The organism is Bacillus cereus group sp. MYBKT111-2 (genome assembly GCF_051915205.1).
GTDB classification, from domain to species: domain Bacteria; phylum Bacillota; class Bacilli; order Bacillales; family Bacillaceae_G; genus Bacillus_A; species Bacillus_A paranthracis.
This window is the reverse complement of sequence record NZ_JBQAEG010000004.1, coordinates 406,485-431,346: the sequence shown is the minus strand read 5'-3', so window position 1 is coordinate 431,346 and position 24,862 is coordinate 406,485. Positions and strand designations below refer to the sequence as shown.

Below are 24,862 nucleotides of genomic sequence, written 5' to 3'. Positions count from 1 at the left end.
TATCGACTTGTAAGGAGAGAAAAAAATGAAAAGTGTAAGATTACCATCGATGCTAGAAATCATAGTTCTTTTATTATTATTTCTTGCTGTTGTCTTTTCCTTCCAAACGATTTTTGATCTCCCAATTCAATTAGCGCTATTTATTTCATGGTTTTTAGTAATTGCGCTTGGATTAAGATTAGGATTTCGTTATCAAGAATTGCAAGATGCAATTACGAAAGGGATTTCTAACGGATTAGAAGCAATACTCATTTTAGTTGCAGTAGGTGCTTTAATTGGAACATGGATTGCTGGTGGGATAGTACCAACATTAATTTATTATGGATTAGAATTTATTCACCCTAGTATATTCCTATTAGCAACATTAATTATTTGTTCGATCACTTCTATCGCAACAGGAACATCTTGGGGAACGGTAGGAACAGCAGGTATTGCTATGATGGCGATTGGTGAAGGTCTTGGGTTACCATTACCACTTGTTGCTGGTGCAGTTCTTTCAGGTGCTTATTTCGGGGATAAATTATCGCCACTTTCTGATAGTACAGTACTTGCAGCATCTATGGCAAAAGTAGATGTTATTGCACACGTACGAGCTATGCTTGTATTAGACGTTCCAGCGTATATTATTACTAGCATTATGTTTACTGTAGCTGGTTGGATGTATGGCGGAGATAACGTAGATTTAAATCGAGTAGAATTTTTAAAGGAATCATTATTAAAACACTTTGATATTAAAATATGGATGTTAGTTCCGGCGATTATTGTCATTGTCCTATTAGCAATGAAGAAGCCTTCTATGCCTACAATTGCAATGGGAGCTTTACTTGGCGCAATTTGGGCAACTGTTTTCCAAGGAATGCACTTTGGAGACGCAATTGGAACAGCATATAATGGATTCTCAATTCAATCAGGCGTTGAGTTTGTCGATAAGTTATTAAACCGTGGCGGAATTAACGGTATGCTCGGTTCAGTAGCCGTAATTATTTTCGGTTTAGGGTTTGGTGGATTACTTGAAAAATTAGGTGTTTTAAAAGTAATCGTATCAAAATTCGAAAAGAAATTAAATTCTGCTGGTAATGTAACATTATCTACATTAATCGTTGCATTTTTAGCGAACATATTTGGATGTGCGATGTACGTATCACTTATTTTAACACCGAAAATTATGCAAGAAAGTTATGATAAACTAAAAATCGACCGCCGCGTATTAGCGCGTAACTCAGAAGTAGGTGGAACATTAACTTCAGGTATGGTTCCATGGTCGGATAACGGTATTTTTATGGCTGGTATTTTAGGTGTTGCGACGATATCATACATTCCATTTATGTGGTTAAGCTTCGTATCGTTAATTTTAGCAGTTATTTACGGATATACAGGCAAGTTCATTTGGTATGTAGATGATGCTGAAAAAGGAAAAGAAGCGTCATAAATAAAAAATCACCTTCTACGTGTTGTAGAAGGTGATTTTTTATTATGAAAACATACTTTTTCATATTGAATTCCTCCAGTATTGTTATAGTAGGTTACAAAGGAAAGAATACAACCTAAACTTAAGTTTAGGTCAAGAGGAGTTTTTAAAATAAATATAAAATATCTATTCATATGAGTGAGAATTCTTATCATTCAAATGGAAGTCTGTTATTATAAGAAATGTAGGTATTATATTTTCAAGGGGATGAAAACATGGAGTACAGAATTGAAAGAGATACATTAGGAGAAATTAAAGTTCCAGCTGATAAATTATGGGCAGCACAAACACAACGTAGTAAAGAAAACTTCCCGATTGGAACAGAGCAAATGCCGCTTGAAATTGTAAAAGCATTTGCCATTTTAAAGAAGAGTGCAGCACTTACTAATAAAAAATTAGGAAAGCTATCAGAAGAAAAAGCAGAAGCAATTGTGACAGCAGCTGACGAAGTGATAGCAGGGAAATGGAATGAACATTTTCCACTTGTCGTATGGCAAACAGGTAGTGGTACTCAGTCAAACATGAATGTGAATGAAGTAATTGCAAACCGAGGGAATCAAATTTTGAAAGAGAAAGGATTTGACGTACATATTCATCCGAATGATGATGTGAACATGTCTCAAAGTTCAAATGATACTTTCCCAACTGCGCTTCATGTAGCATGTGTACTCGCAGTAGAAAATCACGTGTTACCAGCAATTACGAAATTAAAAGAAACGTTAGCAGAAAAAGTAAAAGCATTTGAACATATTATAAAAATTGGTCGTACACATTTACAAGATGCGACACCGTTAACATTAGGACAAGAAATTAGTGGATGGCACCGTATGCTTGAAAAAACAGAGCGTATGATTGCAGAGAGCAATACATATATGAAAGAGCTTGCGATTGGTGGTACTGCGGTTGGAACAGGTATAAACGCCCATCCTAAATTTGGTGAGATGGTATCTGAGGAAATTAGCCAATTTACAGGTAAGCAATTTATTTCTGCACCAAATAAATTCCATGCATTAACGAGTCATGATGAAGTTGTATATACGCATGGGGCATTAAAAGCATTAGCAGCGGATTTAATGAAAATCGCTAACGATGTGCGCTGGCTGGCAAGTGGTCCACGTAGTGGGCTAGGAGAAATTATTATTCCAGCAAATGAGCCAGGAAGCTCTATTATGCCAGGTAAAGTAAATCCAACGCAAAGTGAAGCGTTAACGATGGTTGTAGCACAAGTGATGGGAAATGACGCAACAATCGGATTTGCAGCGAGCCAAGGCAATTTTGAGTTAAATGTATTTAAACCTGTTATTGCATATAACTTCTTACAATCTGCTCACTTATTAGCAGATGCAATTGTTTCATTTAATGATAATTGTGCAGTTGGTATTGAAGCAGATGAAGAAGTCATTAAAGAGAATGTGAATCGTTCATTAATGCTTGTTACAGCATTAAATCCGCATATCGGATATGAAAATGCAGCGAAAATTGCGAAGCATGCTCACAAAGAAGGGTTAACTTTAAAAGAAGCAGCATTGCAATCTGGATTACTAACAGAAGCACAATTTGATGAAATTGTCGATCCGAAAAAAATGATTGCTCCGAAAGAGTAATAAAAACGCCAAGATTCTTTGTTTAGAATCTTGGTTTTTTTATTACTGTAAATGCCAAAATATATTATTTGTTAGCAGACATATTCAATATTTTCATATGTGGGCAGTTTTCTTTTAAAAGTGCAATGAATTTTTCTTCTTCTTGTGGTACGAAAGTTGTCACAGAGTCGAATAAATTATAATGGATTTCTAATTGCTGTCTAGTCCATTTCTTTGAATGAAGTTTTTTACCAGAGTATTTAATGTGGCGAATATCTTCAAAGGGAATTTCAGTACGTAGTATGAAACCGTGTTTTACGAAAAGAGATGATTCTGTTACGTTGTAGTGAGAGAAATAGAATGAAGAAAGATTCACGATATTTAGCAGCATCATGAGGGTGAAAAAAATAGAATTTTCATTTTGGAAAAATAGTGAAATGAAAAAAATCATGATAAATAATTTGACACTCCCACGGCTAAAGCCGCAAGCTGACTAACGTCAGTGGGATTCTTGCTACCAAAGGCGAAGTCTATTTCTAGTATCGCTGACGTGCAAGATTGCGGTGTGCCATCACCACTCCATATCCAGTGCATCTAGCAGATACGGCACTCGTTCTATTACCAAACGAGTCAGATTGTGAGTTCTCAAATGTGTTTTAGCGTCTTGTACTTGACGACTCAATACATTTTACGGAGCAGAAGAATTTGTTACTCCAACCTCATATGTATTCTGTTTTCAGAGAACAAGATTGTTTTAGAGACTTTCACTCGTCTGTTATGAAAATTATACCATTTCAAATACTTGATGTACAGAACATATTTTCGGTATTTTATCTATACATCGCATTTGACCTCACTATCATCCCACCCCTAAAGGGGGTACTATCGCACCGTAGTGGGCTTTCCTATTCGGAAAATCTGTAATAAAAATGACGTGAAATGGATTTTTTTTCGCTTTAAATTTCAAGTTAGTCACCTCGGTATACGTGTACTTTAACTAAATTAAATCATAACATCGTAATAAAACATGTGAATATGCAGAATTGCATATTCACGCGTTTTATTATTCATGTAAAATTTCTTGATGGGATACATTCAAAAGAAGTTTTGTAATAGTGGAGTGGCATGAAGTGACTTACAAGAATAGAAAGATAGCGTTAGTTATAATTAGTTGTATGGTGATTATGGGAAGTTGTGCTAATACATTTGTTGAAGATAGAAACCGAAAGCATACATTTGTACAAGCAAGTAAGGTTTTGGTAGAGACTGTAAATAGAATATATAAAAAGTAAAAGGTGTTTTCGTATACGGAAACACCTTTTTTGTAGTTAAAATTGAATGTACTTTCTCCCAATGTCCATATTCACTAATTGCATATGTATTTTGGGCAATTTGTTTAACAGTAAACCAAGGGTCGTGCAGAATAGTCATGTTTTGTTTCACATCCTATCGTAATTTATTTATTAAATACATTCGCTTTTTATTGCTTCATGTCCTTTTTAAAGAATATTTTATAGACATTTTTTATAAAGGTTTGAAAAATAGGTAAACGAAACATTGAAATGTTTATTTCGTTTATGTTAAGATGATGAAGTAATAATAAACGTTATTGGAATTTGTTTATTTTAAAACGGACATTTTAAAGGAGTGTTTAGTATGAACGATGTTTCAGAGAAGTTTTGGGATGCGTCGGTAGAGGAATTGAAAAAAGGGTATGTGTTTGATGAGGAAACGGAAGAGTATATTTGTTTAGCTTGTGGAGAAACGTTTATTAAGGGTGTTATTTATCAAGATAATCAAGTTTTGTATGAAGCAGAGAAGTTTGTACAATTGCATGTGCAAAACGAACATACATCTATGTTTGACTATTTATTAAACCTTGATAAGAAGTATACGGGTTTAACGGATTTGCAAAAGAAGATGGTTCAGTTTTTCCATATGGGGCTGAATGATAAAGAGATTGTGAAAGAGATGGATGGCGGAAGTACTTCAACCATCCGCAATCATCGGTTTACACTTCGAGAGAAAATGAAGCAAGCGAAAGTGTTTTTAGCGTTAATGGAACTGTCAGAAGAAAAATCAAAAGTACAAACGAAATTTGTACCCATTCATAGAACAGCAACGATGGTAGATGATCGTTACAATATTACAGAAGAAGAAAATGATGAAGTGTTAAAAACACATTTTACAGAGGGATTAGATGGACCGCTTTCTAAATTTCCAAAAAAGCAAAAGCGTAAATTAATTATATTACGTCATTTAGTGACGAAGTTTGATAGTCATAAAAAGTACACTGAAAAAGAAGTAAATGCTATTATAGAAAGCGTATATCCGGATTTTGTAACTTTGAGAAGATATTTAATCGAATACGGGTTTTTAGATAGAACAGCTGATGGAAGCCAATATTGGGTGAAGTTATAATATAGGGACAAGAAAATGAATAGAAGCACATCGTTATAACAACTATACAAAGAGATAGAAGTTGAAAAACAGATTTTTAATAAAAGGAGAAATGAAATTTGAAACCACCTACAAATAACAATAAAGAAGGTGCGGAGTCACATAAGTTAGAAAGTGAGAGTAAACCGATTTGGAAATCGATGTCCATGTTTTTAGTACCGTTACTATTAAGTAATGTACTACAATCAGTTGGACAATTATTCGGTATGGTAGTAGTAGGAAGATGGCTTGGAGTGAATGATTTAGCGGCCATATCGGCATTCTTCCCATTATTTTTCTTACTTGTTTCATTCGTAATTGGTATTGGTTCAGGGAGTTCCATTTTAATTGGTCAGGCGTTTGGGGCAAAAAACGAAGATCGTTTAAAAGCGATTGTTGGTACGACGCTAACATTTACCTTTATTATTGGAGTTGTGTTAGCGATAGTAGGTAGTATTTTTGCGATGGATATTATGCGCCTTATGGGGACGCCAGAAAATATTATTGAAATAAGTGTACATTATGCACGTATTTTATTTATATCGATGCCAATCTTATTTTTATATTTCGCATACACAACGTTTATGAGAGGTACAGGAGATTCTAAAACGCCATTTTACTTTTTAATTGTAAGTACAGCGCTAAATATGATCTTATTACCAATCCTTATTTTTGGATGGTTAGGTGCTCCAAAATTAGATGTGTATGGAGCAGCCTATGCTTCTGTTATATCTACAGTTATTACGTTTATTGTCATGTTAGTGTATTTAAAGAAAAAAAATCACCCACTACAATTAGATAGTACGGTAAGGAAATATCTTCGAATGGATTGGGGGTTATTAAAGCTTTTACTACGACTTGGTATTCCAGCGAGTATTAATATGATATTAGTTTCATTATCAGAAATTGCGGTAATCGCGTTTGTAAATCGTTACGGTTCGGATGCAACAGCAGCTTATGGCGTTGTGAACCAAGTTGCAAGTTATGTGCAAATGCCAGCAGTTAGTCTTGGTATTACAGTCTCCATTTTTGCTGCCCAATCAATTGGTGCGAATCAATTTGATCGATTGCAGAAAGTTGTGAAGGCCGGAATTATTATGAACTACGTCATCGGTGGTGTGCTAATATCTCTCATTTACTTGTTCTCAAGAGACATTCTATCACTATTTTTAACGAGTCAAACTACAATTGAAATTGCTCATAGCCTAGTTATGATTACATTATGGAGTTATTTAATTTTCGGGCATGCGCAAATTATTAGTGCGACAATGCGAGCGAGTGGTACAGTATTATGGCCAACTGTTATCGGCGTCGTATCAATATGGCTTGTAGAAGTACCTGTAGCGTATTACCTTTCTTACCATACAAGTCTTGGCATAGAAGGGATATGGATTGGGTACCCAGCAGCGTTTATTGTCAGTTTAATACTACAATATGCATATTATAAGCTTTCATGGCAGAAGAAACGAATTACACGATTAGTGAGTTAAATATTGAAAATGTCCCTAAGTTATTATACTTAGGGACATTTTTTGTAAGTGTAGGTTACAAATAGCTTTTTAAAGTAATATCAAAATGTTGTCTAATGAGTTTGTTATCACTCATATAAAACTCCCACGCTTTTTCTGGTTCACCGATAATTTCAAAAGATTCTTCTGTAATATATAAGGCACAATTATCCTCTAGTGCAATGCCTTCTATATTCCCTTGATGATTTTGTAAAAAGGAATGGAAGGCGTTCATTCTATTTAATTGATTATAATGTGGACAAAACCTTTTGTTCACAATTCCCCAGCCGTTGCTCTCTATATAACCGGAACCTTCATAATCTGAGCGGATGCTAGATGTGAACCAGCACATAGCACCAGCGCTACACCCTGCAATGAGCGTTCCTTGCTGCAGAGCCGATAGTAATTTTTCATCGAGCTTATGTTCTTTCCATTCTGAAATCATTTGAATATAGTTTCCGCCACTGAGATAAATTAAATCAGCAGACTGAATCATTTCGTCTATTTCATATTTAGAAGGTGTATCGGCTATAATACGTAAAATTTGTACGTCACAGTGTAATTGTTTTTCGAATGTGTCTAAAAATAATTTTATATAGCTTTCATCATCATGACTAGCTGTAGGAATGAATAATACTTTCGGATACTGTTTATTTGTTAATTCTATAAGTCGCTCATTAATAGGCGAGTGATTTGAATCTTGTAAATCACCGCCACCAATGACAGCTAATTTCATAGTAAAGCACCACCTAATCATTTTCGTTATATAAAAATTCGATAGAAGAGAGTTACATTCCTTCTGCGATGTAATGATTAAGTAGAAAGTATAGTTTGAATATATCGGAATAGTAAAGCAAAGGCTGGTTATATTGAGAAATGAATTAGAAACAATTTATTAATATATAATACTTCATACTATTGTTTCAAAATATGGAAACAATATGTTTAAATGGATATAAAGAAGCATGTATTCATATTGAATGAGTACTTATCCTTTAAAAAGGAATCGGCAATAATAGAGATTTTACAAATGAGTTTTTACTTTTAATAGGAACTTGTATTACAATATGGTAAAATTATTTCAATATATTTATTTAATATAAAAATACAAAGAGGGAGCGTGAGAAAAGTGGATTTTCGATTCGAATTTACAACGAAGGTGAAGGAATACTTGGATGATGAGAAGGATGAAAAAATAATAAAAGATGGACATAGAGATATCATTTTTCAGTATTTATATCCGCTAGAGAGTGAAATTGGTATTTATAAAAATCCTAACTTTACTTTTTTTGCATCAGGAAGACGCTCGCATATCGTATTAGAAAACATTGAATTTAAAACAGAGGTAAATGTAAAAAGTAACATCATTGAAATTACAAAAATAGTAGATAATGTCGTTATCCCGTTAGATACGATCGTAGCGAAAAATCGGGAATTGTTTGCACTTGGGCGTAATGAGAAATTTAGTGTACAAATATTAGAGCAGTATCTCTTTGATACATTTGGAGAAAAATTAGGTTTAAAATGAATGGAATTGCCTATGTATTTATAGGTAGTTCATTTTCGTATATATCATCTACGTTTGACCTTTCAATTAATTTATACTACAATTCGTAGTGTGAAAGGAGACGCATGATGTTTACTCAAAACTATAAGCTAAATGAGCAAGGGTTAAATCATTTCTTTGGACCGCTTGAAGCAAAAATTATGGAGATTGTTTGGTCTAGCGAGGGTATTACGATTAAAGAAGTACAGCAGAAATTAAGCGAAGAATCACCTGTGAATTTTAATACTGTGATGACAGTTATGAACAGGTTAGTAGAGAAATTACATTTAGAAAAACAGACTGTGAAAAGAAGTGGCATATATCGTGCTGTACAAACAAAAGAAGAATTCTTATCCAATCAAACGAAGAAAATGACACAGGAATTGATGGGGGAATTTGGAGATTTGGTTGTAAATCATATGCTAGATGAGTTAGAGCAAGTTGATCCGACTTTAATAAAAAAGTTAGAAGATAAATTGAGTCAGTTAAAAAAAGAGGATTAATGAAATGAAATGGCAAATGCGTAAAATCGTATTGTTAGCAATAATTGTTAGTACCGTCTTTTTCAGTATGTTAGTGTATTACGTTACATATCCATTTCTTTTTCAAAATAAGGCGTTCTTTCTTTCAAATTTTTGCTTGTTTCAGTTAGAAAAACATATGAAAGAATTATCGCTCATTCGTATTATAATCGCTGGATTTCTACTACTTACATTGTTTATCGTGTGCAAAAGAATGTGGCGACAATTTTTTGATACTAAAAGATTACAAAAAGTACTTATTCCTTTCGTTCGAAAAGGAAAACAAATATATATATTGCCGAATGCGGAAGTTGCGGCATTTACAATTGGATTATTTCGTCCGAAAGTTGTCGTGTCAAAAGGGATGCTTCAAACATTTTCAGATGAAGAAATGGATGCGATTATTTTTCATGAAGAATATCATCAAAACAATCGAGATCCGCTAAAATTATTTTGTTTTACGTTATTAGCAGAAGGAATGATGTACATACCGATATTAAAAGGGTTGTTACAGCGGTATCACACGTATCAGGAGCTAGCTGCTGATAAATATGCGATGCAAAAAATGGAGTCTTCGTTTGAGTTAGGTAGCGCGTTATTAAAATTAATTAAAATAAAGGCAATGGAAAACCGATGTGTGACAGCTTCATTTGCAAAAACAGCAATAAATTTACGAATTGAGCAAGTGTTACATGAAAAAGTTGTTAAGCTTACTATTCCGTTACATACGAATTCGGTATATGTAACAGTAGGTTTATTCTGTATGTCGGTTGTACTGATTGTAGGAGAGTGCATATAGCCTCTTTTTTTTAAGAATTAACACTACTTTATGTAGTGTTTTGGGAGGAAGAAAAGTGAAGAAACTAATTGCTATTATACTAGCCGGAGCACTAATTTGGGCCGGAGTTAATTTTTATAATGCAAAGAAAGAAGAAAAAGAAAGAAAAGCGAAACAAGCGGAATTACAGAAAACAGAAGTATTACCACAAGTAGGATTTAAAGCACCAGACATAACATTAAAAGGATTAGACGGGAAGCTGTATTCGTTAAATGATGCAAAAGGTAAACCATATCTTATTAATTTTTGGGCATCATGGTGTGGTCCATGTGAAATGGAGGCACCTGACTTAGTTCGTATGTATGATAAATATAAAAAGGATGTTGAAATCTTTGCGGTAAATGCAACAATAGGAGATCCAGTGCAAGAAGCGAGCGCTTTTGCAGATCGTCATGGATTTCAGTTTCCTGTTTTACTAGATATGGACGGAGTAGCTGGATTAGATTATAAAGTATTTTCTTTACCAACGACGTTTTTTGTTAATAAAGATGGAATTATTGTAGAGCAAGTACGAGGCGTATTACCTCCAGATCAATTAGAAGAGAAATTTAAGAAATTAATTGAGAGTTAAAGAGGGGATTTTGTATTAATGGAGTGGATCGTGAGGTTACAACCCGTATCTCTTATAATTGGAAGTTTAATTGGATTTATATTGATGAAACGAAAGATGAAGAAACAAAGTGTACCATATGAAAAAATGATGGATGCAGTAACAAATGCTTTTTTTATCATCGTATTTGTATGGAAATTTGCACCGGCGTTTTTAAATCCAGTATGGGCCATTAGGTCGCCATTGCAAGCGATATTAGCTATAGGAAGTATGAAACACATTGTAGTAGGATGCATAATTGCAAGTGTATACATTGTTTGGAAAAGTAAAAAGGAGAAATTTTCGCTTCGTATTTTACTTGATGCATTGCCTATTGGGTTTTGTATGAGTATTATTTTTTATTTTCTATTCCACCACAAAATAGGTGTACAAACGACATTGCCTTGGGGTGTGAAAATATATGAATCTAAATTTTTATATCATCCTATATTCGTATATGAGATCATCCTGGCTCTTTGTATAGTGGGCTTGTTATGGATGAAAAATGAAAGACTTGGAAATGGAAAGAATATAAGTGTTTTTCTAATTATTGAGGGGTTTGCTCATATTATTATTTCGCTTGTTAGTGAACAGAATTCAGTTCTATTTGGTTTATCGATGCAGCAAATACTAAGTTTTTTTGTTATGAGTTTAGGGATTTTGTTCGTGCCGAAAAGATAAAAATAGCCATGTACGGAGGAATCCGCACGTGGCTATTTTTATTACATCTATTAAAAAATCGGCGGAGTAACAGAAAATAAAACAATGGCATTTTTCTCGAATTGATTTACCCATTTATGTTTTAAATAAGCGGGTATTTTTACGCTATCACCCGTTTCTAATATGTATTCTTCTTCATTTAAATGTAATGTGATTTTCCCTTCTAATACAAATGCTAATTCTTCACCTTTATGTTCTAGCACATTTTCTGATGAAGCTGTATTCGGCGGGACGGTCATAATTGCTGTTGCTAAATTTCCTGTGAAATCAGGTGATAGCATTTCATATGATAAATTATCGATAATCATTTTTTTGCGCTTATGAGAACGTACAATTAAATCGTCTGTATTGGTATCTTCAAGTAAAAAGCTAAATGTTGGAACATCAAGAGCTTTAGCGAGTACTTTTAATGTTTGGATAGAAGGGTTAGCAGATCCACGCTCAATTTGACTTAACATAGATGGTGTAATATCAGCCATCTTTGCAAGTTCTTTACTCGTTAAACCTTTTTCTTTTCTTTGTTTTTCAATTTTTTTACCAATATCTATATTTTCCATAATGAAAATCTCCTTACTAATTATTAAATTATATTTAAATAAATTAAATTAAAATTAACTAAAGTGAAAAATTTATGTTAAACTATATTAAAATTAATTTAATTATAATTTATTAAATCGTAAGCTACAAGGTGATGAGGAGGAAGAGAAATGAAGGGAATAGAGAAATTAAAAGAGGGATATCCACTCTTAAATAAATTAATCGCAACAGAAGAAGTGTTTTGGGTGAATCCGAACATGGAAAAGTATGAAACGGCAATAAAAGATTCGCCACTGAATGAAGAGAATGTAAAAGGTGCGGAAGAGAGATTAAAGCGTTTTGCACCATATATTGCGAAAGTTTTTCCTGAAACGAAAGAGACTAACGGCATAATTGAATCACCCTTACTAAAAATCCCTTCAATGAAACAAGCTTTAGAGAAACATTACAAGCAACCTATTTTAGGGGAATTATTATTAAAATGTGATAGTCATCTTCCGATATCAGGGTCAATTAAAGCTAGAGGCGGCATTTATGAAGTGTTGAAACATGCTGAACAATTAGCTTTGCAGCAAGGTATGTTAACAGAAGAAGATGATTATTCCATTTTAGATAGTGATACATGTAGAGAGTTTTTTGCCAAATATTCAATTGCGGTCGGTTCAACAGGGAATTTAGGGCTAAGCATTGGGATTATGAGTGCGAAACTAGGTTTTAACGTAACGGTTCATATGTCAGCAGATGCGAAACAATGGAAAAAAGATTTATTAAGAAGCAAAGGTGTAAATGTTATTGAATATGAAGCTGATTATAGTAAAGCTGTAGAAGAAGGAAGAAGGCAAGCAGATGCAGATCCTAGCTGTTATTTTGTAGATGATGAAAACTCACATGATTTATTTTTAGGATACGCAGTAGCAGCATCGCGTTTACAAAAACAATTAGAAGAGTTAGAGATTGTAGTGGATGAAGAACATCCTTTATTCGTTTATCTACCATGCGGAGTAGGGGGCGGGCCTGGCGGAGTCGCATTTGGTTTAAAGTTATTGTATAAAGACAACGTACACTGTTTCTTTGCCGAGCCTACGCATTCTCCATGCATGTTACTCGGTTTAATGACAGGACTTCATGATAAAATTGCCGTTCAAGATATCGGGATTGATAATGTAACAGACGCGGACGGACTAGCGGTAGGAAGACCGTCTGGATTTGTCGGTAAAACGATAGAACCATTTTTGAGTGGAAATTACACAGTAAGTGATGAAGAGTTATATAGATTATTAAAAGAACTAGCTGATACGGAAAAGATTTATTTAGAGCCTTCTGCATTAGCCGGTATGATAGGACCAGTGAAAGTATGTGCAGAAGATGATTATTTACAAAAACAACAGTTAACAGAGAAGATGAAGGAAGGTACTCATATTGTGTGGGGAACTGGCGGTAGTATGGTTCCAGAAGATGTGATGAATGGGTATTATAAGAAAGGTTTAGAATTAATACTGTAAGGAAAATGAGGCTAGTTATAGTCTCATTTTTTCATGTACATAAAAATCTTTGTTATTTTCACATATGTTCTTTATAGTATAGATATAAAGGATTACTAAGATCGAATAAATATAACAAAAAAGCTTTATTTTACATAATAAGAGGATGTGTATACGATGTCATTACAGACTAAATATATAGCGGGTATTTCGCTTGGGGTTATGGGAGTAGGTTTTGCGGCTTCTATTCCTTTTCAAGGGACGGTAGCTGGTGAGATTATTCAAGGTGGATTTGAAGCTGGGTTAGTTGGTGGACTTGCGGATTGGTTCGCAGTTACAGCATTATTCCGTCACCCGATGGGAATTCCAATTCCGCATACAGCTTTGTTACCGAAAAACCGTAAACGAGTAACGAAAGGGCTCATCAATACGTTAGAAAATGAGTGGCTAACGAAAGAAAGTATTACGAATAAAGTAAAAGAAATGCAACTAGCACAAATGGTGCTGCAAATTGCAGAGAGAGAAATGCAGTCTGATGCTGTGAAAAAAGGGATTGTAACGATTGCGGAGAAAGCGATTGTTTCAATAGATACGGAAAAATTAGCGGTTATTATTGAAAAAGAATTAAAAACATATTTGCATACAATGAATACAAGTAACATTTTACAAGTGCTTGTTGATCAATTAGTTGTGCAAGAATATGATGAAAAGACACTTGATTACATATTAGTAAAAGTGAAAGACTGGACAGCGCAAGATGAAGCGCGTTACCAACTCGGAAGCTTAGGTATGAAGGCGATGGAAAATATAAAAGTAGATGGATTCTTGCAGTTTACTTTGAAATCATTTATGAATATTGTAGATGAAGATAAAATTGGCGGTATTTTGCAGAAGTTTATTATTAGTAATATTAGCAGCTTACAAGATGCTGATAATAGCACGAGACAACTTATATTAGCGAAAATTCGTCAAGAAATAATAAATGTAAAAGAAAATGAAGCTTTACTACAAGAATTAGAAAATTGGAAAGAAAAATGGATTGCCAATTGGAACGCTACTGACAAAATTAAAGAGATGCTGGAACAAGTGCAGCAAAAAGCAGTTGCCTTTGTAAACAATGAAGAATTTGCGGATAAGTATGTTATTCCATTTTTACAAAAACAAATGAATAAAATAAAAGATGACGAAGTGACTGTTCAAAAAATAGAAGATTGGTTACAAAAACAAGTTGTGAAGCTTGTTGAGAATAACCATTCGAAAATCGGAAAGCTTGTGCAAGAAAATCTTGATAAGTTAGATGATAAAACGTTAATTGAAATGATTGAAAATAACGTCGGTAAAGATTTGCAATGGATCCGAGTAAACGGAGCTGTTTGCGGATTTATGATTGGCTTAGTGTTAGAGGGAATTAAAGCGATTATATGAGAAAAACCTTCCGCAATTGCGGAAGGTTTTTTTTATTTTTCAATAACGCTCATATTTAAATTGTAAGCTTTCTCAATATTTAACTTGTACGTTCCATTTCCAGTTTTAATAGAATTTTTATACCAATGTTCTTGCCCGTTGAATTCTGGATTTTCTTCTGAAGAATTATTTTCTTTTTTCGTTAAATCTTCTACTTGTTCCCAAGGTGTATTTCCGATAGCTTCTTTTTGGTTTGTTACTGCTGTTAGAGAGATGTCACTTTCTTTTATTAAATGAACAGATACACCTGAGCTTTCTTGTACAAACCAATTGTTTTGTAATTGACCTGGATAAAGAGAAAGATCGCGATTAGAAGCACGAATTTCTACATGTTTCGTTTGCGGTAGTACAAGTGTCGGCTTTACGCGTGGTTCATGACCAAACAGTCTTTGATGAAACGGTAACGACTTTAATGTTATATACATTGTTTCTCCGGTCGTTTGAACTGAAAGAAAATCTTCTTGTTTTAAATTTGGTTTTTCATTTCCTTTTGTTGTCATTTCGTATGTTCCAAGAAGGCTAACTTCATTTGAGTTTCTTCCGTCTATCGTTAGAGGATGGTTGTCTGTACCTGCATCTACGACAATTTTATTGATAGATTCAGGAATGCTAAGTTTGCTTTCTGGAATCGTGTTCGTTTGTCTAGTTGTATGAATGGCGTAGCGAACTTCTTCTAGCAATCCAGTTGATAATAAACAGTAAAAAGCAATGCCAACACTTCCTAAAACACCGATAAAGAAAATACTAAAAATATCATATTTAATAAATGATTGTTCCTTCTTAGAAAATAGAAGGTAAAGTAAAATTTCCGCGCCAAGTATAATAAGTAAAACAGGCCACCATGCTGTTAAAGAATCTAATACCTCAGTACCTTTTATAACTGAAAATAGTAAGAAGCAACCTAATGCAATAATAGAAAGCCCCATTGAAAATGTTCCAACGCGCCATGTTCTCATTCTTTCGTACCACCTTTATTTTCTTTATTTCCAAGTAACAATTTAAAGCCGCCACCAATTAAGAGGAGTGCAACGATAGATGTTTGGAAATAGCGATAATACAGCTCGCTAAGATGAATGTTAAATATAGTTGCGAAGTAATCATTCAAAATAGGAAGGACTGTTTGATCTAATAAATAATAACCACCGAGTGTAATTAATCCAATACCGATCCACCTTTGATGATTGATAAAATAATCAATGATAGGTTCATCATTTACACGTTCTTTTCCATATTTTGCAGTTTGCTGTAAAGCATCAAAAAAGCTATAGAACCAAATGATTGGCACTAAAAATAAAAATGCAGAAAGTCTTAATAAGTCGAGTAAATAAATAGATAGTAAAAAGGCTGCCATAAGCTGAAGACCGCGGCGTTGTAAACCTAAATACATATGTCCTGCTCCAGGGAACATCGCTAAAATAGAAGCGAATGTTTTACTTTTCTTTCCTTGTTCACGATGTTCTTCAAAATCTTCGAAAATAGTACGATCAACTAATTGCTCACCACGTTCTTTTTTCTGTAGTTGCTGAACAACATCGAAGAAATTGTAAATCCATAAAACAGGTAATGTCACGAGAAAGATAAGAAAACTTTCTTGAGATGTTAAAAGGGCAACGAAAATGATCATACTTCCAATTCCTGTACAAGCTACTAAAAATGTAAGTCCACGTTGCATAAGTCCTAGTTGAAAATGTCCAAGTCCAGGAATGATTGATAGAAGAATGATGTAAAATCGTTCGCTTTCTTTAGAGGAATCTGTCAATTCTCCAGCTTCTTGTTTTTTCGTTTGGTTTATAATGGTGATAACTAAATCTAGTAAGTTAATTACCCATAAAACAGCTAGTAAAAATAGGGAAAGAAAAGCAATGGTGCGCTCTCCTAATTCTACTGTACAAAATACTGCGAAGATAAATAGAAATAAAGCTCCCCCGCTATATAAAATAAACCGTCCAAATTTCTTTAAATATAAATGTCCAAGCCCAGGAATTAGCCCTAATACAAGTGCTAAAAAGGGATTTTTATTCATGCTTTGAACCTCCGTCCTTTTTTGATGTGTCTACCGATTTGTTTACAATTTGTTGTGAGATAGAAGACTCGTTATGTTTTGAAGATTTCTCGAAATTTGATGTCGCTGTGAAAATATATTGGAATAAACCACTTACCATAAAAATAATTGTAGCCGCGGTCGCAATTATGTAGTGAACGATGGTGCGCTTTAGTGAGTTTGTTTTTATATTTTCATTAGGTTGTAGCGTTTCAAAATTAATTTGCGTCATAACTTCGTTCGTAAATGAATCATCATTTATCATTGGAAGGTTTTCCTGTTGTTCATCAATACTTTCCATATAAAGTGCTAAACAATGATCACATTCATAAAGATGTTCTTCCATAGATTCACGTTCATTGCTTTCTATAACATTTAATGTATAATTGCGCCAATCTTCTTTTGAATAATGCATCATAGAAACTCTTCCTCCTTCCAATGTTTTTTAATCCATTTTCTTGCCCGATACAGTTTCATTTCAACTGTTTTCACTTCGATGTTTTCCTGTAAAGCAATTTCTTGATAGCTTTTTTCTTCTAAGTAATGTGCGAGAACGACGTCACGGTAATTATTGGGAAGTTCTCTCAGTTTTTGAGCAATGAGTAATTTTTGCTCTTTCGTCAATAATAAAGTCTCAATATTATGAGAGGATTTTATATTTTCCTCAGTTTCTTTACATAAAGAGAGCTCTTCGTTTTCTCTAGCTTTCTTTCTCTTATAATCAATAGCGTGATTGGTGGCAATACGCGCCATCCACGTTTTTAATCCGCGAAATTGATAATTTGGGAGAGAGGCGTGAATTTTTACGAATACTTCTTGTGTAACATCTTTCGCATCTTCTTCATGTCTTAAAATAGAAAAGATAACTTGAAAAATATAATGACGATATGTTTGCACAAGGATACGAAAAGCATGTTCGCTTCCTTGCTGTGCTTTTTCAATTAATTGTTTTTCCTCAATGGGTCTCTCCCTCCTTTTTGACGCATTCTATTATATAGACGTAAAGAATGATAAGTCACCCTACACATGTTGTAAAAAAAGAATAATATATTTTTAGGAAGGGGGCTAGATGAAAAAAGGTGTGAAAAAATGGTAAAGAGAAGTATATAATGAGCAAGTAAGAAATGTTACGGGAAGAAAGGATGTGAATGTTAGTAGGGGAAGGTCCATACTAACAAACATGAAAATTAAAATATTAATAGCAGATGATAACTCTTTTATTAGAGAAGGCATGAAAATTATTTTAAATACATATGAAGAGTTCGAAGTAGTAGATACAGTAAATGATGGGAAAGAAGCAGTGGAATATTGCAAAAAGAACGACGTTGATATCGCCCTTTTAGATGTTCGCATGCCAAATATGAACGGGGTAGAGGCGACGAAAGTCATTTGTGAAGAGACGAAAACGAAGCCGCTAATTTTAACGACGTTCGATGATGATGAATATATTTTGGACGCAGTGAAGAACGGAGCGAAAGGTTATTTATTAAAAAATAATGATCCAGAGCGTATTCGTGATGCGATAAAAGGAGTATATAACGGCCAAACCGTTATGCAAGATATAGTTCTCGATAAAATTAAGTCTAATTTAATGGAAAGTAAAGAGGAAGAATGTAAAATAGATAAAAGTCTTTTTACTGAAAGAGAGCTGAGTATTATCGCATTAATTGCAAAAGGCTTTTCGAATAAAGAAATCTCGAAGCAACTTTTCATATCAGAAGGAACAATTGCAAATTATATTACGTCAGTTTTAGGGAAAACTGGACTGGAACATCGTACACAAATCGCGATTTATTATTTAACAGGGAAAGTAGATTAAAGATATGGAATTTTGGTTAATTGTAAGTAAATTAATTGTCTTTATATATATTGTGTTTAGTTACATGTATTTAAATGTTGCGAACTTACCATGGATTATACTTACTTTGCTTTTATATCTTTCTGTAAACGTGCTAATTTCTATATGTAAAAAAGATACGTACAAAAACATATTAACTTCTGTATCGATTGGCTTAGTTATGTTATTTACATGGAAGATTCATTCGTTCTTTATATTGTTTTTACCATTGAACTTATATGAAATTATATTCCGTTATATAGAGAAGAGATGGCAACTCTTTATCATTATGATGATTCCTATTATCTTTACAAATGAAAGTATTAGAATGACATATGGATTAATTGTTGCATTTTCCTTTCTCGTATTAACTATGGCAGAACGGTATATATCGCGCGTATTAAAGCTTGAATCACAAAATGATCAGATGCGAAAAGATATGCAGCGGCTGACGAAAAGCTTAAATGAAAATAAAGAGTATATAAGACAATCGGAGTACACATTTAAGTTAGAAGAGAGAAACCGGTTATCACAGGAAATTCATGATAAAATTGGCCACTCGATGACAGGGGCACTCATTCAAATGGAAGCAGCAAAGAGATTAATGGGGATAGATAAAGAAAAATCTGCCGAGTTATTACAAAATGCAATTCATATTTCAAAAGATGGTATTGAAAGCATTCGGATTACATTAAAAAATATGAAGCCACCAACTGAGCAAATTGGCATTCATCGTATGAAATTATTCATAGAGGAATTTGCCGGTAAGCATGATATAAATATTCCTTTCGTATATAAAGGGAATTTAGATATGATTTCGCCGATTCAGTGGAAGATTATCGGTGAAAATGTTACGGAGGCATTAACAAATGCGATGAAATATGCTGATGCGACAGTCATTTCAATCGATATTCATGTACTTAACAAGATGGTGAAAGTGCAAGTGAAGGATAATGGAAAAGGTGCAACACTTGTTAAAAAAGGTCTCGGGATTATGGGGATGGAGGAACGAACGGCGTCTGTAAATGGTAAAATTATTGTAGATGGAACAAGTGGTTTTTCAGTAACAATGTTGCTGCCGATATGAGGATGAATCATCTCATATGAAAAAAGTGAATAATCTCATGTGAAAAGAATGAACTTCTGCACTGAGCAGGTTCATTCTTTTTGTTTATACTAAAAGCAGAGAAACCGAAATAGGGGTGAAACGATGAATACTTTAGAAATTAAAAATTTAACGAAAAAATTTGGTGATTTCATCGCAGTTGATAATATGTCTTTATCTATTAAAGAAGGAGAAATATTTGGCTTTTTAGGATCGAATGGTGCTGGTAAGAGTACGACAATCAACATGATTGCTGGTTTGTTAAGAAGTAATGAAGGTGAAATTAGCATACTAGGAAAAAATATAAAGAAACATAATCGATTTGCGAAGATGAATATCGGTATTGTTCCGCAAGATATTGCAATTTATGAAGAGTTAACAGCTTATGAAAATGTGAAATTCTTTGCTGGATTGTACGGATTACGGGGAGCTGAATTAAAAGCTAGGGTCGAGGAAGCTCTTCAATTTGTAGGACTTAGTGATAAACAGAAAAGCTATCCAAAGAACTTTTCTGGTGGGATGAAGCGAAGACTGAATATCGCTTGTGCAATTGCTCATAGACCGAAGTTAATTATTATGGATGAGCCGACAGTTGGAATTGATCCACAGTCAAGAAATTATATCCTGCAGTCTGTTCGGAAATTAAACGAAATGGGAAGTACGATTATTTATACGAGTCACTATATGGAAGAGGTAGAAGAGATTTGTACGAAAATAGCGATAGTAGATCACGGTAAAGTGATTGCAGAAGGAACGAAAGAGCAGTTAAAAGCGATTATTACTGATACGAAAGATATTTGGATTGAAGTGAAATCGGTAGAGAATTTAGATGTAGAAAAATTAAAAGAGATAAACGGTGTGAAAGCTGTTCAAATTGAAGAGAACGTAATTAAAGTAAATTCTGATGCAGGATTAAATAATTTAAATAAAATTGTTCAGCACTTCATCAATCATGACATTGAAATCCGTTCGTTAGAGGAGCAGGCTCCTAACTTAGAAACGGTATTCCTTACGTTAACTGGAAGAAACTTACGAGATAAATAAAGAGTAAATGAAGAAAAGGTAAAGGGAGGTTCATCAATTGAACATCTTCAATATTGCAATTATGCATATGAAAAGAGATTTCAGAGACGTAAGAACTTTAGTTTTTATGTTAGCTTTTCCGATTGTGCTTATGCTTGTGTTAGGTACAGCATTAAGTAATGCGTTTAATAGTGATAGTCATTCAATTAAAGATATACGGGTGCTATATAAAGATGAAGCGAGTAGCACGTTTTCTCAAGCATTTGAAGCATTTGCGAAAGAAGTTGATAAATCGGGGATTCATTTTAAAAAAGCTTCTGAAGGTATAGATGGGAAGGAAGCAGTGAAGCAAAATAAATATGCTGCTTATGTAGAATTAAATAAAGATGGTGCAAAAACTTACGGAAGTGACAAAAGTAGTATTGAGGGAAGTATTGTGGAAGGTATGCTTATAACATTTGTTGATAAGTACAATGTAGCAGCCGAAGTTGCAAAAGTTGATCCTAGTAAGGTGAGCGCAGTTATTTCAAATGGAAATCATAATGATTATATAAAAGAAACATCTTTACAAGCTGCGAATAAACCGGGTTCTATGGATTACTATGCGGTTGTAATGACGACGATGATTGCGCTGTATGCTGCGATGGGAGCAAGTTTTCTAATTCGAGGAGAACGAATACGTAAAACAGGAGATCGTCTTATTGCTGCACCTATAAGTAAGGCTGAAATTTTCATTGGGAAAGTGCTTGGTAGTCTAGTAGCAAATGCCCTGTGCATATTACTCGTTATGTTATTTAGTAAATTTGTCTTTCAAGCGAATTGGGGAGATCACCTTGGAATCATATTTCTTATTTTATTAACAGAAGTCTTTCTAGCAATTAGCTTCGGTTTAGGGATTGGATATATTACGAAAACAGCTGAAGCATCAAGAGCAATTATTATGGTAGTCGTGCAATTAGCTTCTATTTTTGGCGGTGCATATTTCGTAATAGAAGAAAATTTCGTTACGAATTTATCACCATTAACGTGGGCAAATACAGCTGTTATGAAAATTATTTATGCGAATGATGTAGGGGCAGCACTACCAGTCATTTCTTTAAATATTGGAATATCAGCACTCTTTTTATTAATTGCAATTATTGCATTACGTAGACGGGAGGGGCTATAGTATGAAAGATATTTTATGGCTCATACAAAAAACGTTATCTGTACTTTTGAAAAATAAAAAAGGGTTATTGATTATTATTAGTTTGCCAATAATCGGGACGCTCATCTCTTTTTCGATATACGGAAATGCAGGGCAAGGAACGTTAAATATCGGGATTGTAAATAAAGAAAATGAGCCGATAGCAAACGATACGATAAAGTTTTTGGAAGGATTAAATCATGTGAATGTGAGTAAGGTTAAGGAGTCTGAAATAGAAGATAAACTCACTTCTAAAAAACTTGATGGAGTTATTACATTAGCTTCTGGTTTTTCAAAAAGCGTTCGAGAAGGGAAACCAGATCATGTTGAAATTGCATCGATTAAAGGTGATCAAGTAACAGGATTTATAAAATCATATTTATACAATTATATTGATAATGTAGCAGCTATTAGTAAAGTAGCAGGAACAGATCAAAGTGCATTTGATAAGATGTACGCAGGGTATCAAAAAAGTTCATTTAAAATGAAAACGGAGACGCTAGAAGATACTTCGAAAAATAAAGATATGACAAATCAAACGATGGGTTATCTTATTATGTTTATGCTGTTTTCAGCAGTGAACTTATCAGGATTTATTTTAAAAGAAAAAGAGAATAGAACGTATTTTAGATTATTATCAACACCAATTGACGGAAAGAAATTTATATTATCCAATGTGGCAGTAAATATGATGATATTAACATTGCAAATTGTCATTGCAGTACTATTTCTGACGAATGTTTTTCATACAAATATTAATATGCCTTTCATAGTAATGATTGGTGTGCTTATGATATTCGCTTTAATTGCAATTGGTTTATCATTAGTCATTGTGTCTTTTTCAAAAAGTTCAGCTGCTTCAAATGCAATGCAAAATTTAGTGATAGTACCAACATGTTTGCTTGCTGGATGTTATTTCCCGTACGACATTATGCCAAATGCAGTACAAAAAGTAGCTAATTTTCTTCCGCAGCGTTGGTTATTAGATACGATAGCAAAATTACAACAAGGAATTCCGTTCTCTGAGTTGTATTTAAACATATTAATTTTATTCGCTTTTGCGATTGCGTTCTTCTTAATTGCCATTTATAAATTTGGAAGAAATAATGATGCGAGAAACTTTGTTTAATACAAAAAGGGTGTGATGTAAAGTCACATCCTTTTTTGTATGAAGCATGAAATCTAAATTTGAATGACAAAATAGAAAGGAGGAAAGAAAACGAGCGGAAGGAAATTAAAATGATTAAAAAAATATTGCGAGTTACTTCTATTATTATTGCTATTTTCGTTTTTATTTTAATTTGGATGCATATTGACGTTACCTTAGGAAGGAAAATGGAAGCTGGCAAAAATATGCCGACAGAGTATGCTCCTCACTATAGTGATTTTCAATTATATGTAGAAGGGAAGTCGTTTTATAAACAGCTATTTACTGACATAAGAGAAGCAAAGCAATCTATTTACACGTATTTTTTTATTTTGTCGGATGATAAAAGTAGCCATACTTTTTTAAATTTATTAAAAGAGAAGGCAAAAGAAGGAGTAAACGTCTATTTATCAGTGGATCGCATTAATGATTTATCATTTGAAAGAAAGATGATAAATGTATTGCGGGAAAGTGGTGTACATTTTACGTATAGTAGAAAACCTGAATTACCATTCGGGTTTTATTCACTTCACCATCGCAATCATCGCCGTATTACGACGATTGATGGAGAGATTGGTTATACGGGTGGTTTTAATATAGGAGATGAGTACTTAGGAAAAGATAAGCGATTTGGATATTGGCGTGACTATCATGTGCGGCTTAAAGGAGAAGGAGCAAAAGATTTAGAGGAACAATTTGCTTTAGATTGGAAACGAGATACGAAAGAGGATATAAAGAGGAGCACAAATAAGGCTAGCAAAGGGAATACATTGCATACTATGGTCAGTTACAATGGACATTACGTTGCTAAAAAATATATAGAGCTAATAAAACAAGCTCAGCACTCAATTGTAATTGCAACGCCGTATTTTATAGCGAAAAATAAAGAATCAATGAATGCTTTAATTGCAGCACAAAAGCGTGGTGTTACAGTAAAAATACTTTGGTCATATAAACCAGATCTACCTCTTATAAAAGAAGCAGCGTATCCATATATACGTCAAGCTGTTAATAATGGGATTACTGTATATGGGTATAAAAAAGGAATGTTCCATGGTAAATTAATGCTTATTGATAATGAATTAACCGTTATTGGCACAACAAACTTTACTTCGCGTAGCTTCAATATAAATGATGAAATGAACTTGTATATTCATGGTGGAACTATTGTATCAGAAGTGAACGAAGCATTAGCCCAAGATTTTCATGATTCAAAAGAAATGACGAAAGAGTTTTTTGAGAAGTTATCTTTTTGGGAGCGTTGTAAGGAGAAAGTAGCGGGGGTGGTTGATTTTTATTTGTGATGGTTAATGGAGAATGGGAGTTTATTTTCTTTCAGTCTTTACGATCTTTCATAACACATTAATTAAAAACTATGAAGATTAATCCTCATGGTTTTTTTGTGTATTCAAAATAAGGGGATATTTACACAAATTTCATCGTAAACAAACAATAATTTAACTTTTAAAAAATATCCATATTATATAATAGGAATGTATAAATATCTGTATAAACGAAATAAAAATAAATGAGAATATAGTATGAATGTACTAGTAAATAAAAGATTTATAACCAAATTTCTGAAGCTAATATTTAATTATTAAAATCGCTGGCTCAGCTGTTATTTTTGAAAATTCTAAATATTTGTCTATATTAAAAAAACTTACATGGAGAAAGAAAAAGTTAGAGGTTTATATCGTATTTAAAAACTAAAAGTCTTAAAAAAAGAATGTTCACAAAAAGCGAGGCGGTTAGATACAGGAAGATGAAAGAATGTTATAAAATTCCAGTAGTGGGTAAATCAGTAGTGCAAGTGTATTATTAACTGG

25 protein-coding genes are annotated in these 24,862 nt (G+C 33.6%); 17 read left to right on the top strand and 8 right to left on the bottom strand.

All coding sequences use genetic code 11. From position 1 onward, the window contains the following. Positions 1–25 precede the first annotated feature (25 nt). Both nhaC and fumC read left to right on the top strand, forming a co-directional pair. Positions 26–1,429 (top strand): Na+/H+ antiporter NhaC, encoded by a 1,404-nt coding sequence (gene nhaC, locus ACTFNE_RS14420; RefSeq protein WP_000843974.1) that lies wholly within the window; start codon positions 26–28, stop codon positions 1,427–1,429. Between the two features lie 254 nt (positions 1,430–1,683). Further along, entirely contained in the window at positions 1,684–3,072 is a 1,389-nt protein-coding gene (gene fumC, locus ACTFNE_RS14415) for a class II fumarate hydratase (protein WP_000456627.1), read from the top strand. Positions 3,073–3,136: 64 nt separating this feature from the next. Here fumC and ACTFNE_RS14410 read toward each other — a convergent pair whose 3' ends face one another. Continuing rightward, on the bottom strand, positions 3,137–3,502 hold the full coding sequence (locus ACTFNE_RS14410; RefSeq protein WP_043896957.1) for a PH domain-containing protein: 366 nt from the start codon (positions 3,500–3,502) through the stop codon (positions 3,137–3,139). A gap of 746 nt (positions 3,503–4,248) precedes the next feature. Continuing rightward, positions 4,249–4,482, bottom strand: a complete 234-nt coding sequence (locus ACTFNE_RS14405; protein WP_046197755.1) for a hypothetical protein — start codon at positions 4,480–4,482, stop codon at positions 4,249–4,251. Positions 4,483–4,707: 225 nt separating this feature from the next. Here ACTFNE_RS14405 and ACTFNE_RS14400 point away from each other — a divergent pair, with 225 nt between their 5' ends. Together ACTFNE_RS14400 and ACTFNE_RS14395 are read left to right on the top strand one after the other, a co-directional pair. Then, on the top strand, positions 4,708–5,472 hold the full coding sequence (locus ACTFNE_RS14400; RefSeq protein ID WP_046197754.1) for a DUF2087 domain-containing protein: 765 nt from the start codon (positions 4,708–4,710) through the stop codon (positions 5,470–5,472). Between the two features lie 98 nt (positions 5,473–5,570). Further along, on the top strand, positions 5,571–6,980 hold the full coding sequence (locus tag ACTFNE_RS14395) for an MATE family efflux transporter (RefSeq protein WP_000804168.1): 1,410 nt from the start codon (positions 5,571–5,573) through the stop codon (positions 6,978–6,980). 55 nt (positions 6,981–7,035) lie between these two features. Here the strand turns inward: ACTFNE_RS14395 and ACTFNE_RS14390 are convergent, their stop codons facing one another. Beyond that, positions 7,036–7,734 (bottom strand): peptidase E, encoded by a 699-nt coding sequence (locus ACTFNE_RS14390; RefSeq protein WP_000762143.1) that lies wholly within the window; start codon positions 7,732–7,734, stop codon positions 7,036–7,038. A 393-nt stretch (positions 7,735–8,127) separates the two neighbouring features. Here ACTFNE_RS14390 and ACTFNE_RS14385 point away from each other — a divergent pair, with 393 nt between their 5' ends. The 5 genes from ACTFNE_RS14385 to ACTFNE_RS14365 all read left to right on the top strand — a co-directional run bounded on the left by ACTFNE_RS14385 (position 8,128) and on the right by ACTFNE_RS14365 (position 11,173). Beyond that, on the top strand, positions 8,128–8,526 hold the full coding sequence (locus ACTFNE_RS14385; protein WP_000347533.1) for a DUF3942 family protein: 399 nt from the start codon (positions 8,128–8,130) through the stop codon (positions 8,524–8,526). Between the two features lie 107 nt (positions 8,527–8,633). Continuing rightward, positions 8,634–9,047, top strand: a complete 414-nt coding sequence (locus ACTFNE_RS14380) for a BlaI/MecI/CopY family transcriptional regulator (RefSeq protein ID WP_000495065.1) — start codon at positions 8,634–8,636, stop codon at positions 9,045–9,047. A 4-nt stretch (positions 9,048–9,051) separates the two neighbouring features. Further along, positions 9,052–9,864, top strand: coding sequence for a M56 family metallopeptidase (locus ACTFNE_RS14375; RefSeq protein ID WP_270704794.1), 813 nt, complete (start codon positions 9,052–9,054; stop codon positions 9,862–9,864). 55 nt (positions 9,865–9,919) lie between these two features. Next, positions 9,920–10,474, top strand: coding sequence for a TlpA family protein disulfide reductase (locus ACTFNE_RS14370; protein WP_046197751.1), 555 nt, complete (start codon positions 9,920–9,922; stop codon positions 10,472–10,474). An 18-nt stretch (positions 10,475–10,492) separates the two neighbouring features. Further along, positions 10,493–11,173 carry a prolipoprotein diacylglyceryl transferase family protein gene (locus ACTFNE_RS14365; RefSeq protein ID WP_270704793.1) on the top strand — a complete coding sequence of 227 codons (681 nt, stop codon included), beginning with the start codon at positions 10,493–10,495 and terminating at the stop codon, positions 11,171–11,173. A gap of 50 nt (positions 11,174–11,223) precedes the next feature. Here ACTFNE_RS14365 and ACTFNE_RS14360 read toward each other — a convergent pair whose 3' ends face one another. Beyond that, positions 11,224–11,769, bottom strand: coding sequence for a helix-turn-helix domain-containing protein (locus ACTFNE_RS14360; protein ID WP_000427640.1), 546 nt, complete (start codon positions 11,767–11,769; stop codon positions 11,224–11,226). 150 nt (positions 11,770–11,919) lie between these two features. Between ACTFNE_RS14360 and ACTFNE_RS14355 the strand changes: the two genes are divergently transcribed. Together ACTFNE_RS14355 and ACTFNE_RS14350 are read left to right on the top strand one after the other, a co-directional pair. Next, entirely contained in the window at positions 11,920–13,251 is a 1,332-nt protein-coding gene (locus tag ACTFNE_RS14355; RefSeq protein ID WP_270704792.1) for a D-serine ammonia-lyase, read from the top strand. Positions 13,252–13,407: 156 nt separating this feature from the next. Then, positions 13,408–14,655, top strand: a complete 1,248-nt coding sequence (locus tag ACTFNE_RS14350) for a DUF445 domain-containing protein (RefSeq protein WP_000058329.1) — start codon at positions 13,408–13,410, stop codon at positions 14,653–14,655. Positions 14,656–14,687: 32 nt separating this feature from the next. Here the strand turns inward: ACTFNE_RS14350 and exsE are convergent, their stop codons facing one another. The 4 genes from exsE to ACTFNE_RS14330 are packed head-to-tail and all read right to left on the bottom strand — an operon-like array spanning position 14,688 to position 17,632. Next, complete coding sequence (exsE, locus tag ACTFNE_RS14345; RefSeq protein WP_270704791.1) at positions 14,688–15,650, bottom strand: exosporium protein ExsE; 963 nt, start codon at positions 15,648–15,650, stop codon at positions 14,688–14,690. After that, positions 15,647–16,717 (bottom strand): hypothetical protein, encoded by a 1,071-nt coding sequence (locus tag ACTFNE_RS14340; RefSeq protein ID WP_270704790.1) that lies wholly within the window; start codon positions 16,715–16,717, stop codon positions 15,647–15,649. Before ACTFNE_RS14340 ends, exsE begins: the two co-directional genes overlap by 4 nt. After that, the gene (locus ACTFNE_RS14335) at positions 16,710–17,153 is read right to left on the bottom strand and encodes a hypothetical protein (protein WP_000972367.1); all 444 of its coding nucleotides are present in this window, start codon (positions 17,151–17,153) and stop codon (positions 16,710–16,712) included. The genes ACTFNE_RS14340 and ACTFNE_RS14335 overlap by 8 nt, the downstream gene beginning before the upstream one ends. Then, positions 17,150–17,632 (bottom strand): RNA polymerase sigma factor, encoded by a 483-nt coding sequence (locus ACTFNE_RS14330; protein WP_333563679.1) that lies wholly within the window; start codon positions 17,630–17,632, stop codon positions 17,150–17,152. The genes ACTFNE_RS14335 and ACTFNE_RS14330 overlap by 4 nt, the downstream gene beginning before the upstream one ends. 283 nt (positions 17,633–17,915) lie before the next feature. On the opposite strand from ACTFNE_RS14330, the gene ACTFNE_RS14325 reads away from it, so the two are divergent. The 6 genes from ACTFNE_RS14325 (at position 17,916) to cls (ending at position 24,337) form a co-directional block, all read left to right on the top strand. Then, the gene (locus ACTFNE_RS14325; protein ID WP_270704789.1) at positions 17,916–18,554 is read left to right on the top strand and encodes a response regulator transcription factor; all 639 of its coding nucleotides are present in this window, start codon (positions 17,916–17,918) and stop codon (positions 18,552–18,554) included. Positions 18,555–18,558: 4 nt separating this feature from the next. Then, complete coding sequence (locus tag ACTFNE_RS14320) at positions 18,559–19,659, top strand: sensor histidine kinase (RefSeq protein ID WP_270704788.1); 1,101 nt, start codon at positions 18,559–18,561, stop codon at positions 19,657–19,659. A 123-nt stretch (positions 19,660–19,782) separates the two neighbouring features. After that, entirely contained in the window at positions 19,783–20,721 is a 939-nt protein-coding gene (locus tag ACTFNE_RS14315) for an ABC transporter ATP-binding protein (RefSeq protein ID WP_001093819.1), read from the top strand. Positions 20,722–20,758: 37 nt separating this feature from the next. Beyond that, entirely contained in the window at positions 20,759–21,868 is a 1,110-nt protein-coding gene (locus tag ACTFNE_RS14310; RefSeq protein ID WP_270704787.1) for an ABC transporter permease, read from the top strand. Between the two features lies 1 nt (position 21,869). After that, positions 21,870–23,015, top strand: a complete 1,146-nt coding sequence (locus tag ACTFNE_RS14305) for an ABC transporter permease (RefSeq protein ID WP_046197743.1) — start codon at positions 21,870–21,872, stop codon at positions 23,013–23,015. Between the two features lie 110 nt (positions 23,016–23,125). Next, positions 23,126–24,337 (top strand): cardiolipin synthase, encoded by a 1,212-nt coding sequence (cls, locus tag ACTFNE_RS14300; protein WP_046197742.1) that lies wholly within the window; start codon positions 23,126–23,128, stop codon positions 24,335–24,337. Positions 24,338–24,862: the final 525 nt, after the last annotated feature.

What these genes read in the sequence shown, in the direction of transcription:
- ACTFNE_RS14390 (WP_000762143.1), bottom strand. Translation starts at nt 7,734, where the DNA reads ATGAAATTAGCTGTCATTGGTGGCGGTGATTTACAAGATTCAAATCAC.
- ACTFNE_RS14380 (WP_000495065.1), top strand. Translation starts at nt 8,634, where the DNA reads ATGTTTACTCAAAACTATAAGCTAAATGAGCAAGGGTTAAATCATTTC.
- ACTFNE_RS14325 (WP_270704789.1), top strand. Translation starts at nt 17,916, where the DNA reads ATGAAAATTAAAATATTAATAGCAGATGATAACTCTTTTATTAGAGAA.
- fumC (WP_000456627.1), top strand. Translation starts at nt 1,684, where the DNA reads ATGGAGTACAGAATTGAAAGAGATACATTAGGAGAAATTAAAGTTCCA.
- ACTFNE_RS14335 (WP_000972367.1), bottom strand. Translation starts at nt 17,153, where the DNA reads ATGATGCATTATTCAAAAGAAGATTGGCGCAATTATACATTAAATGTT.
- ACTFNE_RS14375 (WP_270704794.1), top strand. Translation starts at nt 9,052, where the DNA reads ATGAAATGGCAAATGCGTAAAATCGTATTGTTAGCAATAATTGTTAGT.
- ACTFNE_RS14365 (WP_270704793.1), top strand. Translation starts at nt 10,493, where the DNA reads ATGGAGTGGATCGTGAGGTTACAACCCGTATCTCTTATAATTGGAAGT.
- ACTFNE_RS14410 (WP_043896957.1), bottom strand. Translation starts at nt 3,502, where the DNA reads ATGATTTTTTTCATTTCACTATTTTTCCAAAATGAAAATTCTATTTTT.
- exsE (WP_270704791.1), bottom strand. Translation starts at nt 15,650, where the DNA reads ATGAGAACATGGCGCGTTGGAACATTTTCAATGGGGCTTTCTATTATT.
- ACTFNE_RS14400 (WP_046197754.1), top strand. Translation starts at nt 4,708, where the DNA reads ATGAACGATGTTTCAGAGAAGTTTTGGGATGCGTCGGTAGAGGAATTG.
- ACTFNE_RS14305 (WP_046197743.1), top strand. Translation starts at nt 21,870, where the DNA reads ATGAAAGATATTTTATGGCTCATACAAAAAACGTTATCTGTACTTTTG.
- ACTFNE_RS14350 (WP_000058329.1), top strand. Translation starts at nt 13,408, where the DNA reads ATGTCATTACAGACTAAATATATAGCGGGTATTTCGCTTGGGGTTATG.
- ACTFNE_RS14360 (WP_000427640.1), bottom strand. Translation starts at nt 11,769, where the DNA reads ATGGAAAATATAGATATTGGTAAAAAAATTGAAAAACAAAGAAAAGAA.
- cls (WP_046197742.1), top strand. Translation starts at nt 23,126, where the DNA reads ATGATTAAAAAAATATTGCGAGTTACTTCTATTATTATTGCTATTTTC.
- ACTFNE_RS14340 (WP_270704790.1), bottom strand. Translation starts at nt 16,717, where the DNA reads ATGAATAAAAATCCCTTTTTAGCACTTGTATTAGGGCTAATTCCTGGG.
- ACTFNE_RS14355 (WP_270704792.1), top strand. Translation starts at nt 11,920, where the DNA reads ATGAAGGGAATAGAGAAATTAAAAGAGGGATATCCACTCTTAAATAAA.
- ACTFNE_RS14405 (WP_046197755.1), bottom strand. Translation starts at nt 4,482, where the DNA reads ATGACTATTCTGCACGACCCTTGGTTTACTGTTAAACAAATTGCCCAA.
- ACTFNE_RS14315 (WP_001093819.1), top strand. Translation starts at nt 19,783, where the DNA reads ATGAATACTTTAGAAATTAAAAATTTAACGAAAAAATTTGGTGATTTC.
- ACTFNE_RS14320 (WP_270704788.1), top strand. Translation starts at nt 18,559, where the DNA reads ATGGAATTTTGGTTAATTGTAAGTAAATTAATTGTCTTTATATATATT.
- nhaC (WP_000843974.1), top strand. Translation starts at nt 26, where the DNA reads ATGAAAAGTGTAAGATTACCATCGATGCTAGAAATCATAGTTCTTTTA.